Genomic DNA, 12,551 nt, shown 5'->3' on the forward strand with positions numbered 1-12,551 from the left:
TAGCGTCTGCCCCCGTGCCAGCGTGCGACAATTGAGGCTGTCAATATCACAACACCGAGAGAAGCCTGCCTTGGAAGCGCATCATAAGCAGATAACCGTTTATTCAGAGTGTGTGGAAGGCGCACCCGTCATCTACCTCCCCGTGGTTATGGGCGACGGTAGTGAAGTCTACGAGCGCTGCCGAGAGCTCGACTGCCCGCCATTCACCCTTGTCGCCATTGGAGGGCTCGATTGGAATCGCGAGCTGAGCCCCTGGGCATGCGACGGAACTATACGAGATGCCGAGCCCTTTGGCGGACAGGCTGCTGGTTTTCTTGACGAGTTGTTGAAGCAGATAATCCCCCAGGCCGAATCATCGCTCCCGCAACCGCCTGCCTGGCGCGGCGTTGCCGGCTACTCGTTGGCGGGTCTTTTTGCACTGTGGGCACTTTGGCAAACAGATCTCTTTGAGCGCGCAGCGAGTGCATCGGGGTCGCTGTGGTTCCCTGGCTTTATCGACTACGCGCGCGAGCGCACGATGACAGCTACGCCCGACGCCGCCTATCTGTCGCTCGGTAAAAAGGAAACCAAGACGCCCAACCGCATGATGCGGCACGTACTCGACGATACGCGCGCGATGGAAGAGCTGTTTATCGAGCGCGACATCCCAACAACGCTGGAGCTCAACCCCGGCAATCATTTTGCCCAAACTGACCTGCGCATGGCGCGCGGCATCCACTGGATATTGACGCATTAAAAATGGCGTCCACGCGTACGCACGGGCGCCATTTTTTGATTTAGCTGAACACAACTACTATTCGACAGTCTCCTCGAGTTCAGACACGGCGGGCGTCGAGGATTGGGACATGGAGGTCCTTTCATGATGAAAGGGCAATCAGGCATATCGGATAACCTGCCCGAACGATACGATCCGAACCATTGTACGTGATACGCCATGTCTCGCACGCGCCGCCACCTGCAAACGGTAGCGTTACTTCCAAACGCGCTCGGCAATGCGCTTGACCAGCGCGATCTTCGCCCACTGCTCGTCCTCGGTCAGCTTGTTGCCAATCTCGCAGCTGGCAAAGCCGCACTGGGGCGACAGGTACAGGTTCTCGAGCGGCACGTACTTTGCGGCTTCGCGGATGCGCTCGACGATAACATCCTCGTTCTCGAGCTCTGCCGCCTTGGTGGTTACCAAGCCCAGCACGACCTTCTTGCCGGGAGCGACGTACTTGAGCGGCTCAAAGCCACCGGCGCGCGGCGTGTCGAACTCCAGATAGAACGCATCGACATTCTCATGTGCGAACAGGTACGGCGCGATGGGGTCGTAGCCGCCCTCAAAGGCATAGGTGGAGTGATAGTTGCCACGGCACACGTGCGTGTTGATAACCAGATCGTTGGGCTTGCCCGCGATGGCGGCATTGTTGAGCGCTACGCCCAGCTCGCTCACCTTTTGCAGGTCAACCGGGCTCATGCCGGTCTTGGACACAAAGTCGGTATCGCAGTAGATGCCCCAGGTGCAGTCATCAAACTGGATGTTGCGGCAGCCTGCTGCGTACAGGTCGGCGATCACCGTGCGATAAGCGGCTGCAATGGCGTCGGCAAGTTCCTCATCGGTCTTATAGACAGCGCGCAGGCTCTCCTGCTGGCCGTCGCAGCGATCGAGCGTGACCTCAGAGAACGTCTGGATCGGCGCCGGAATGGTCTGGCGTGCGACCTGGCCCTCCCCCTCAAGCGCCTTGACGAACTTAAAATGCTCGACGAACGGGTGGTTCTCGCCGCTAATGGGACCAGTAACCACGGCGGTGTCGGCCGTCGTCTCCTCGTCATGGAACATATAACCCGTGCGTGAGGTGCGACGCTCAATGCCGTTAAGGCCCCACATAAAATCGAGGTGCCAGTAGCTGCGGCGGAACTCGCCATCGGTGATCACCAGCAGGCCAGAGGCCTTCTGCTTGGCCACCAAATCGCGAATGGCATCGTCCTCGACGGCCTTAAGACCGGAAGCATCGAGTTTACCCGCGACATAGGCGGCACGGGCGTCCTTTACAGCCTGCGGACGAAGAAAACTGCCGACGATATCGGCGCGAAACGGCGCGTTCGGTTGAATCGAAGTGCTCATAGATATCTCCCTTTGCATTGGATGCTTTACTGGGACAGAGTATGAGCGCTCATATGACCATCGTAAAATATACGTTTATAACAGTTTGATATAGATGCTTCCTATATCAGTCTGGACTGCCATAAAGAGACTTGAACTGTGCGGAGCACAGCAGCCTAGATATGCTGACGAATCGCGTCGATATAGGCCCGACCGTAGCGCGTGAGCGTCGTGTTCTTGCGCGTGATGATGCCAATCTCCATGTACTCGTCCACGTCGAGCGGAATCGAGATAATGCCGGGGCCGTTGAGCTCGTGGCTGATCACGCCCGAGCATACCGTGTAGCCGTTGAGGCCCATGGCCAAATTGAACAACGTCGCACGGTCGCGCACGCGGATATTTTTGCGACGCTCGAACGTCGAGGTCAGCTCCTCGGAATAGTAAAACGAGTTGTAGCTGCCCTGCTCGTAGGACAGGAACGGGTAGTCTTCCAGATCCTCGAGCGTCACGCTGGAGCGGTCCGCCAGCGGATGGTCGGCGCAGACGAAGACATGCGGCGTGGCGCAGAAGAGTCCTTCGAACACGAGCTCGTTGGCCACCAGCATGCGCTCGATGACCTCGCGGTTGTGCTCGGACAGATATAGGATGCCCAGCTCGCTTTTCATGTGCGCGACATCCTCGATAATCTCGTGGGTCTGTTCCTCGCGCAGGGTAAAGTCGTAGCGCGCGGCATCGAACTCGCGGATCACGTCGACAAACGCGTTGACGGCAAAGGAATAATGCTGGCAGCTCACACTAAAGTGCGGCACCTGCTCGGATGCGCCCTTGTACTTGCCCTCGAGCAGGTCGGCCTGGTCGAGTACCTGGCGCGCATAGCCCAAGAAGGTCTCGCCTTCCTCGGACACAATGACGCCTTTGTTGGTGCGCTCAAAGATGTGCACACCCATCTCGTTTTCGAGATCGCGAATCGACGCGGTAATCGAAGGCTGCGACACAAAGAGCCGGCGCGAGGCCTCGGTAATGCTGCCGCATTCGGCAACTTTGACGACATATCTGAGCTGCTGGAGCTTCATGGCTGTCTCCTTAGCTGTTAGTGGGATTCGCGTCGGCAGTACCCGGCAGGCGCATAAACGGCGGCATCTCCCCCGTCGCGGCGCAGGCGGCAATCTGATGCAAGACTCCGGCGACCGCATCATCCACCGCGGCGCCGATATGCCAGCGCGCGGCAGCCGTGACGGCCCCGTTGGCATTGGCGACTGCAACGGAGTTGGGAACGGCATCGATCATGGGCAGATCGTTATCGGAATCGCCAAATACGGCCACCTCGTCGGGCGTCAGGCTCAAGGCGCGCGCCAGCTCCAGCGCAGCGCAGCCCTTGTCCCAACCATCCGGAAGGATGTCGAACAGGCGCACTCGGTTGTTGGGAAACACAAGCGAGAGTTCCGGCACCTCAACGGCAACGCGCTCGCGTAGCTCCGCGAGCTCCTCACGCGAACGGGCACTCCAGATATTCGCCTTAAACACCGGCGCGCCATCGACGACGGGACGACACGGGGCCTCTTCGCCTTTGAGCCACGCATTGCCGCCCGACTCCATAGCGCGACGCACACGCTCGGGATTGCTCGTCACGCAATAGGCATCGTTGCCCCAAAAGTCATCGCCCAGGCTGTAGACTTTTAGAAATGTATCGTCGGTCTCTTGCTCCAGATAGTCAGCCAAACGCATCAGAGCATCGTTGTCGATTGCGCGCGAAGCGACTACTTCGCCGTCGACAAACATCACCTGGCCGTTACAGAACGCACCGGTCGAAAAACACTCGGAACGGTTTTTGAACATCCAGCCCATCGCGGACGGCTGACGACCCGAAACCGGGCCAAAGTGCAGACCCGCCGCCTGCATGGCATGAATACCCTCAATGGCGTAGTCGCTGGCGCCGTCATGCCCGGCTGGAATCAGCGTATCGTCCATATCGGTCAGCACAAGTTTGATCATAGAGTCCCCCAGTCATTTTCACCGCAACCATTGTAACGGTGCGCTAGTATAGGGAACAACAGATTCGATGCGGGAGTGCCGGCGGTGCAAACCACAAGGCTGAGAGGGCATGGGGCCCAATCCTTTGAACCTGTCAGTTAATGCTGGCGTAGGGAGCATGCCGCCTTTACAGGGGCGCTGTCTATGCACAGCGCCCCTTTTCTATGCCAAGGAGGCATGTGCAGTGATTGATTCGGAACAGCTTAAGCAAAATGTGGTCAAGGCCGTGGAGGAGATTCGCGTCACCAATCCGATGGCAGGCTCCATCACCAACACGGTGACGATCGACTTTGTCGCCAACGCGCAGCTCGCCGTGGGCGGATCGGCCGCCATGGTCTATCTGCCCGACGAGGGCGAGGCGCTCGTTGCCGGCGGCGGCGCCATCTATCTCAACATGGGCACGCTCTTCCCCATCTACGAGCAGACGATTCCCCGCGCGGCGAAGGCGGCACACGACGCCGGCAAGCCCTGGGTGCTCGATCCGGTTGGTCTAGGCATCGGCAGCCTGCGTACCCAGTTGGTAAACGAGCTCAAGCAGTATAAGCCCGCCATCGTGCGCGGCAACGCCTCCGAGATCATTGCGCTCGCTGGCCTATGGGGTCTTGAGGGCGAGGCGGCCGATCTGAGCCGCGTACGCGGTGTCGATACCACCGACACGGTAGACGCCGCCCGCGATGCCGCGGTGGCGCTCGCCCACTACACCGGTGGCGCCGTAGTCGTCTCGGGCGAAGTCGACCTGATCACCGACGGCACGACCGTGGCCAAGTCCCACGGCGGCAGCCCGCTCATGTCCAAGATCACCGGCTGCGGCTGCTCGCAGGGTGGCGTGCTGGCTGTGTATGCCTGCGCCGCCGATCCGTTTACGGCAGCCGTCTGCGGCACCGCCGTCTACAACGTCGCTGGCACGCGTGCTGCCGCCGTCGCCGATGCCCCGGCAAGCTTTAAGGTCGCCTTTATCGATGAGCTCTACCGCGCGAGCGCCCAGGACATCGCCGATAACCGACTCGAGCTCGAGGAGGCATAAGCCATGTCCGAGCCCGCAACCAATGCCGGTATGAACACGCTCGTCGCTGTGGCCATCGCCCCATGCGGCACCGGCGATGAGCTATCCGCCGAGGTCGCCGAGGTCGTGCGCGTCATTCGCGAGAGCGGCCTTCCCAACCGCACCACCTCGATGTTCACCGAGATCGAGGGCGACTGGGACGAGGTCATGCAGGTCGTGCGCGACGCAACCTTTGTGTTGGCGAGCAAGGGCATCCGCACCGAAGTCGTGCTCAAAGCCGATATTCGTCCCGGATTTACCGACACCATGACCGGCAAACTCGAGCGCATGGAAGCACAGATCAAAAAGCAGGAGGAAGCACGATGAGCATCCGCGACAACCTTGATATCTCGGCCTATCTGGTACTCGGCCCCGAAAACACGCTCGGGCGCCCCGTGGGCGATGTGGTGGCCCAGGCACTCGATGCCGGCTTTACCTGCATCCAGGTGCGCTCCAAGGTGGCAAGCGCCCGCGAGATCATTGCGCTGACCGGCGACGCCGCGCAGGCAATCGCTCAGGCCGGCAAGACCGGTCAGGTCGCCTTGCTGATCGACGACCGTCTGGACTGTGTGCTTGCCGCACGCGAGCAGGGTATTGCTGTCGACGGCGTGCACGTGGGCCAAAGCGATATTCCCGTCCAGGTCTGCCGCAAACTTTTGGGTCCCGACGCCATCGTGGGCCTTTCGGCCCGTTGCGAGGAGATGCTCGAGTACGTCAAGACCGCCGACATGAGCCTAGTCGACTACCTGGGCATCGGCCCACTCCACGAGACCGAGACCAAGCGCGACTGCGGACGCGCGGCCGACGGCTCTATCATCACCAAGAGCTTTGAGGACCTGGCCGCACTCCACGCGGCAAGCCCCGTGCCCATCGTGGTGGGCGGCGGCGTCAAGACGGCCGACCTGCCGCAGCTCAAGGCCACCGGCGTCGACGGCTTCTTTGTGGTGAGTGCCGTCTGCAGCGCCGATGACCCCTACGCCGCGGCCAAGGAGCTCGTCGACACCTGGCAGCAGGCATAGCCATAAGCCGAGCAGCCGATTCGCAGCCTCACATCTTCAGCAATGGAAAGCGCATCCCAGTTTGGACCTCCATTCCGGGATGCGCTTTCCACATGCGACCCTTACCCCGCCAGATACGCTTCCAACGCCGGCAAGGTCGCCTCCGCATCGCGGCGACCAATCTGGTAGATGCGCTCAAGTTCATCGGGCTCGCGACACAGCGACGGCACCTTCACCGATTCGCTCGGCCGCACCACAAAGATATCGCCGGCGGCCTCGCGACGTGCCAGGTCATCGAGCGTGGCATTGTAGACCTCATGCCGATGCTCAAGCGCTGCGACAAACTCCGGATAGTGACGGAACACGCGCCGCAGCATGGGCATCACGCTGTTGGGCTGCTTCACAAAGCCCGCCGGCTGCGTGAGTACCACGATATTGCGATCATACCCCTGCGCAAACAGCCATGCGCTGGGAATAGAATCAGCCACGCCACCATCCAGATACTTATGCCCGTCAATAGCAACGGGACGCGTCGCCACGGGAATTGCCGACGACGCCCGGATCCACTCGATATCGCGCTCATCGCCATAGGGCAGGTCGTGATAGACGGCCTTGCCCGTCTCGATATCGGTACACACGCACGTAAATCGCATGGGGCAGGCGCGATATGTCTCCAAATCGATGGGATCGCGCTCGATGGGCACCTCGTGATAGGCAAAATCGGCATTGAACATATCGCCGGTTCGCAGCCAGCTGGTCACGCTTGCGTAGCGCTTGTCGGCACAATAGGTCTTGTTGTAGCGAATGGCGCGGCCGATCTGGCGCGATTTAAAGTTGTAGCCAAACGCCGCGCCCGCCGAGACACCCACCATATGGTCGCAAGTTAAGCCGTGCTCCATCCAAACGTCGAGCACGCCCGCCGTATACATACCGCGGTAGCCGCCTCCCTCGAGTGCCAGCCCCACCGTGCGCGTCGTATTTGACTGTGCCATGCGACCATCTCCGTCCCCACAAATTCAAACGGAACAAGTATACCCGTCAACATATATCGTCTCAGTCGCATTTTCATCGAACATCGCATCGTCGCGCTACCGCCTGTCGAATAATAGCCGTCCACAGCATGTGCACCCATATATAATTGTGTACTGTTGTTTACACTACTCAGCTGTTATCAACAGCGAACATTAGCCGACAAATTAACTCAACAACGCAGCAAGGCGGGGGCCTGGATACACGCAAAACGCCGAGCAACGACGCGTGTACACAACGAGCTCGCCCGACGCAATCCGCCCCGACCTCAGAAAGCCGCTTAGAACATGGATACTGTCAGCAATTACACCGAAACGCTCGAAAAGACCGTCCGTGACCTTCTCGAGCGGCAGGAGGATCTGATCAGGACTGCCTTTACCGACCAGCTTACTGGGCTTGGCAACCGTGGCGGCTTTGCCCGTTCCCTCGAGGAGCTCTGGGAGCAGGACGCCCCCGTTACCATGGCGTTCATCGATATCGACAATCTCAAGCACTGCAACGACGTCTTTGGGCATGACGAGGGCAACCGCTATATCTTGCAGGTAAGTCTCTATCTTAAGCTGTATATGAAGGTGGGCGAAGCGGCGTTTCGCATAGGCGGCGACGAGTTTGCCATCCTATCTACGATTGCAACCGAGGACGACCTCGCCGAACGTCTGAAACACTGCCGAACGGTTCTGCTCAAAAACAACGATTCCGAGATGCCCCGCTCGTTTAGCTACGGAGTGTCACGTGCCGACCCCGCCCTGGGCGAAGCTTCCAATCGCATGACGCTCGATGCCGACCATCGCATGTACGACTACAAGCTACGTCATGCCATGCACCTCGATCGACGCAATATCACGCAAGTTCACGCCGACGACATCGAAATAAGCGATCGTATTTTTGACGCCTTTTCGATGCTCAACGAGGGCCGTTATTTCTTTATCGATAACTTGGACAAACATCGCACCCTTTGGTCACAAGGTGCCTTGCGCGATCTTGGCCTTCCCTCGGAGCATATAGACAACTGCCGCGATTACTGGAAAACGCGCGTCCATCCCGATGACCTTGAGGCCTACATCAACGACATCGACCAAGTCTATAACGGCACTAAACACCGTCGAGTTATGCAGTACCGCGTACGAAATGCCGCCGGCGACTACGTCCTCTGCCGTGCTCGCGGGTTTCGCATCGACGGCGACGGAAATGTCCCCTCGCTCTATGTCGGCGAGCTCGTCAACCACTCGCTTGCCGAAACCGTCGACGCCGCCACAGGCCTCGGAACGCAGCGCATGCTGGCCAACGCCATCGATGCCTGCCGTCGCGACCGTTGCGAGACGGGACTTATAGCGGTGCGCATTCGTGGCACGGCGAATCTCAACGAGCTCTACGGGGCCGAGGCCGTCGACAACATGCTTGCCGAATACGCAGGCCGCATGCTATCGATCACCCGCGGCAGGAGCAGGGTCTACCGTTCACGAAGCGTCCAGTTCGTCGTGCTCAGCAACGATTTGGACCACGAGGCATTCGAGCAACTGACCCGCCACCTTAAAGCGGCCGTTTTCGCTCCTGTGCAAATCGCGGGCGACACCATTACTCCCGTCTGCCTTGTCGTCCCGGCCTTTTACGAACACTTAACCCATCAAGCGACCGCCGTTTTAGGCGAACTCGAGCGTCGCCTTCGCACGGCCGGCGGGCTTGTTCCCAACGACAGCCTCCCCATACCCGAGGCGGAGCGCAAAAGCGCCATCGCCGAACGTATCGACTCACTCACGGGCCTCTATCGACCCAGCGAGTTTATGCGGCGCGCCAGCGCATTTCTCGAGGCAAGGCGCGACGGCGCCTGGTGCATCGCCACGATCGACATGGGCCGCATGCGCCTGTTTAATGAATGGCACGGCCAGGCCGAAGGTGACCGTGTACTCGCCGATGTGGGCACGGTCCTCAAGGATATCGAGAACGCCGACATGGGCGTCGCAGGGTACTGGGGCCAAGATGACTTTTGCGTACTCATCCCCTTTAAGCACATCACCGTCCATCAAATCTACAACCGCGTTCGCGAGGCAGTAGCCAGGCATGATGACGGCGTAGGTTTTTGGCCGTCCATGGGCGTTTACCCCATCGACTCCAATGAGGAAATCACCATCGATGCGCAGGCAAAGGCCATGTTTACCAATCGACGCGCAAAAAACGACTTTAAGGAGCGCATTGCCATTTTCCGCCCCGCGGAGTACGAGCGCGAAGTCGCGTTCCACCGCACGCTGACCGAATTCCAGTACGCGCTGTCAAATGGTCGCATCACGTACTATCTTCAGCCCCAGGTCGATATGGAAACCGGCGAGATTATTGGCGCCGAAGCACTCACCCGCTGGATTGACAAGGACGGCTCTCTCATTTCGCCCGCAACGTTTATCCCCGCACTCGAGGAAAGCGGCTTTGTAGTGACACTCGACAAGTACATTTGGCAGGGTGTCGCCATATGGCTTCGCGAGCGTCTCGATCGCCGTCTTCGCGTGGTTCCGGTCTCGCTTAATGTGTCGCGCGTGGATATCCTTGCCTGCGACGTTGCCGAACATATGGGGGCGCTCGCCGCCCAATACAACCTACCGCCCGAGCTCATGCGTATCGAGATCACCGAGACGGCTTATACGGGAGAATCCGAGGCCGTGGATAAGCTGACCGCAGATCTGCACACCCGCGGCTTCTCGACCTATATGGACGATTTTGGCACCGGTCAGTCCACGCTCGCGATGCTCAAGAACGTCAACGTCGACGTCATCAAGCTCGACCGCACCTTTGTGCCCACCGACCGCGATCAAGGCCGCAGCACGCAAATCATTTCATCGATGCTCGAAATGGCGCAGTCGCTCCATCTGCCCGTCGTGGTTGAAGGCGTCGAGACAAATGAGCAGGCGAACATGCTACGACAAATGGGCGCCCGCTACGCTCAGGGCTTCCTCTACTACCGCCCCATGCCGGCGAAGAATTTTGAGGCATTGCTCGATGGCGGCAATAACAACTGATACGCTCGCGCGCAAAACGCCGCCGCCGAAGGGGGCATTTGTCCCCATTGGCTAACTTATATCCCCACTTCAAACCAAATTGGGGATATGATACAAACCGTTGTTCCGCCCAAGGAGGTTATCCATCATGAACGAGTCATATCGCCTGGGCGAGCAATCGATTATTGCCTATCTTCAGCGACTTGCGAACGGCGTCTCGACCGCCGAACTCGATGTTGCCGCGCTGCCTGCTGAGCTACGCGCCGTTGGTGAGCAACTGCAAAAGACGCATGCCATCCTGCAACAAGAGCGCCAGCTGCTTGAGCGCAACGCCTATATCGATCCGCTCACCAACTTGGGCAACCGCAACGGATTCGACCGTCACGTCGAGCAACTCTGGCGCAAAGGCGATCCCTTCACCTGCGCCTATATTGACATCGACCATCTCAAGCATTGCAATGATAGGTTTGGCCACGCCGAAGGCAATCGCTATATTCTGGGCATCTGCCGCACGCTCTCCGAAACCATGGAGCACGATGAGATGCTGTTCCGTATCGGTGGAGACGAGTTTGTGCTTATCTCGCTCTCCGCAAACGAGACCGAACTCGAGCAGCGCTTGGAGCAGGTACGTGCCGGGCTGATCGAGGCGAGCTCAGGTGGCAAGGCGCCCATGATCGGCAGCTTTAGCTTTGGCTGCTCGCGCGTCGATCCACTTGCCGGCGACACGCGTCGCCAGATGACGATGGATGCCGATCGCAAAATGTATCGCTATAAGCTTATGCATCGTGTGCAGCAACCGAAAGACGATGACGCGCCGCAACGCCCAATCGTCGATCAGCTTCCCTGCAACGACCGGGTGTTCCAAGCGATCTCCATGAGCTCCGAGACGCGCTATCCGTTTATCCTCAATCTCGATACGGGAGAATCGCAATGGTCGGTTAACGCCGTGCGCGATTTTGACCTGCCCTCCCAGCACCCTTTTAACTCACTCGACATGTGGCTCGCCCGCGTTCATCCCGAGGACCGCGACAACGTACGTGCCGAGCTCGACATGGTGATAAACGGCACGTGGCACTTCCACTACATGCAGTATCGCGTAATGGATGCCACCGGAAAATACGTGCTTTGCGACTGCACGGGCTACCGCTTGGACGGCACCGATACCGAGCCCGGCATGTATGTGGGCATTATCATCAACCGAAGCTTGGCAGATACGACCGATTCCGTGACCGGCTTGGGCGATATTCACGCCCTGGTCAACGCCATTGGCGAAATGCGTCGCGTGGCGCGCAAGGCTGGTTTGATCGCCATCAAAATCGACGATATCGCTCAGGTCAATGCCCGCTTTGGCTTTGATGCGGGCGACCGCGTTTTGGCAGAATGTGCCGCCTGTCTGGTGGAATGCTCGCGCGGTAAGGGTCGTATGTTCCGCTCGACGGGGCCGATGTTCGTGGCTCTTTTCGACGACTTTGATCCCGAAGAAACCGATGCGATTGCAGAGGAAATCGAGCGGTTCCTGGGTTCGCCCGTGCTCTTTGGCCCATTTGAATATCAGCCACCCATTCGCGTGGCCACGCTCCATCTGGACGGCGTCGACCGTCAGCCCGTTTCCATTTTGAACGAGCTCAAAGCGTTGCTCGGGAAAGCCGTGCAGGTGCCAGGCACCAAACTGGATTAGCACCGCGCCCACACCGCCTCCCCCATCGTGCGATAATCCTCTGCAGAAGTCACCGACAGCAGAGGGAGTTTGTGATGAAGGTTCTTTTGGTCAATGGCAGCCCCAAGGCAAACGGCAACACCGCCCGCGCACTCGCCGAGGTCGCCGAGCAACTCAATGCCGAAGGCATTGATACCGAGGTGTTTCAGCTGGGCACCAAGCCCATTCGCGACTGCATTGGCTGTGGTCAGTGCGGCAAGCTCGATTGCCGCTGCACCTTTGACGATGACGTGGTGAACGAGCTGATCGCTGCCGCCGAGCAGGCAGATGGCTTTGTCTTTGGCTCGCCCGTCTACTATGCGCACCCCAGTGGACGCATCCTTTCGGCCCTCGATCGCGCCTTCTATGCCGGCAGCAAAGCCTTTGCACACAAGCCGGGCGCTGCCGTCGCCGTTGCCCGTCGCGGCGGCACGTCGACCACCTTCGACGTGCTCAATAAGTACTTCACCATCAACCAGATGCCCGTGGTTGCCTCCACGTACTGGAACAACGTGTTTGGTCGCGTGCCCGGCGACGCCAATGGGGACGCCGAGGGCCTTGCCACCATGCGCAACATCGGCAAAAACATGGCCTGGCTCCTTCGCTGTATCGAGGCAGGACAGGCCGCCGGCATCAACGCACCCGAGGCAGATCGAGCAACGACCAACTTCATCAGGTAGAACGGCGG

Annotated in this window: 11 protein-coding genes and 1 riboswitch; of the genes, 7 read left to right on the forward strand and 4 right to left on the reverse strand. The window is 59.3% G+C overall.

Translation table 11 applies throughout. From position 1 onward, the window contains the following. The first annotated feature begins 70 nt into the window (after positions 1–70). Positions 71–736 (forward strand): alpha/beta hydrolase, encoded by a 666-nt coding sequence (locus tag PGW49_RS04295; RefSeq protein ID WP_270225652.1) that lies wholly within the window; start codon positions 71–73, stop codon positions 734–736. 234 nt (positions 737–970) lie between these two features. On the opposite strand, the gene PGW49_RS04300 is transcribed toward PGW49_RS04295, so the two are convergent. The 3 genes from PGW49_RS04300 to PGW49_RS04310 form a co-directional block, all read right to left on the reverse strand. Continuing rightward, the gene (locus PGW49_RS04300; RefSeq protein ID WP_270225653.1) at positions 971–2,104 is read right to left on the reverse strand and encodes a 5-methyltetrahydropteroyltriglutamate--homocysteine S-methyltransferase; all 1,134 of its coding nucleotides are present in this window, start codon (positions 2,102–2,104) and stop codon (positions 971–973) included. A 155-nt stretch (positions 2,105–2,259) separates the two neighbouring features. Next, positions 2,260–3,156, reverse strand: a complete 897-nt coding sequence (locus PGW49_RS04305) for a LysR family transcriptional regulator (protein ID WP_055286633.1) — start codon at positions 3,154–3,156, stop codon at positions 2,260–2,262. A gap of 10 nt (positions 3,157–3,166) precedes the next feature. After that, complete coding sequence (locus PGW49_RS04310) at positions 3,167–4,075, reverse strand: HAD-IIB family hydrolase (protein ID WP_270225654.1); 909 nt, start codon at positions 4,073–4,075, stop codon at positions 3,167–3,169. Between the two features lie 61 nt (positions 4,076–4,136). Next, positions 4,137–4,247, forward strand: a riboswitch (TPP riboswitch). Between the two features lie 51 nt (positions 4,248–4,298). On the opposite strand from PGW49_RS04310, the gene thiM reads away from it, so the two are divergent. Genes thiM through PGW49_RS04325 form a run of 3 tightly spaced genes read left to right on the forward strand, consistent with a single transcriptional unit; the run spans position 4,299 to position 6,175 of the window. Next, positions 4,299–5,138 carry a hydroxyethylthiazole kinase gene (thiM, locus tag PGW49_RS04315; RefSeq protein ID WP_270225655.1) on the forward strand — a complete coding sequence of 280 codons (840 nt, stop codon included), beginning with the start codon at positions 4,299–4,301 and terminating at the stop codon, positions 5,136–5,138. Between the two features lie 3 nt (positions 5,139–5,141). Then, the gene (locus PGW49_RS04320) at positions 5,142–5,483 is read left to right on the forward strand and encodes a thiamine-binding protein (protein ID WP_225093307.1); all 342 of its coding nucleotides are present in this window, start codon (positions 5,142–5,144) and stop codon (positions 5,481–5,483) included. Beyond that, on the forward strand, positions 5,480–6,175 hold the full coding sequence (locus tag PGW49_RS04325) for a thiamine phosphate synthase (RefSeq protein WP_270225656.1): 696 nt from the start codon (positions 5,480–5,482) through the stop codon (positions 6,173–6,175). The genes PGW49_RS04320 and PGW49_RS04325 overlap by 4 nt, the downstream gene beginning before the upstream one ends. A 101-nt stretch (positions 6,176–6,276) precedes the next feature. Here PGW49_RS04325 and PGW49_RS04330 read toward each other — a convergent pair whose 3' ends face one another. Next, positions 6,277–7,146 (reverse strand): patatin-like phospholipase family protein, encoded by an 870-nt coding sequence (locus PGW49_RS04330; RefSeq protein ID WP_270225657.1) that lies wholly within the window; start codon positions 7,144–7,146, stop codon positions 6,277–6,279. Positions 7,147–7,470: 324 nt separating this feature from the next. On the opposite strand from PGW49_RS04330, the gene PGW49_RS04335 reads away from it, so the two are divergent. The 3 genes from PGW49_RS04335 (at position 7,471) to PGW49_RS04345 (ending at position 12,543) form a co-directional block, all read left to right on the forward strand. After that, complete coding sequence (locus tag PGW49_RS04335) at positions 7,471–10,188, forward strand: bifunctional diguanylate cyclase/phosphodiesterase (protein WP_270225658.1); 2,718 nt, start codon at positions 7,471–7,473, stop codon at positions 10,186–10,188. 127 nt (positions 10,189–10,315) lie between these two features. After that, a complete protein-coding gene (locus PGW49_RS04340) occupies positions 10,316–11,845 on the forward strand; it encodes a diguanylate cyclase domain-containing protein (protein ID WP_270225659.1) in 1,530 nt (509 codons plus the stop codon). A 74-nt stretch (positions 11,846–11,919) separates the two neighbouring features. Next, a complete protein-coding gene (locus tag PGW49_RS04345; protein ID WP_270225661.1) occupies positions 11,920–12,543 on the forward strand; it encodes a flavodoxin family protein in 624 nt (207 codons plus the stop codon). Positions 12,544–12,551: the final 8 nt, after the last annotated feature.

This window comes from Collinsella aerofaciens, from assembly GCF_027679495.1.
In the GTDB taxonomy this organism is placed as follows: Bacteria; Actinomycetota; Coriobacteriia; order Coriobacteriales; family Coriobacteriaceae; genus Collinsella; species Collinsella aerofaciens_AK.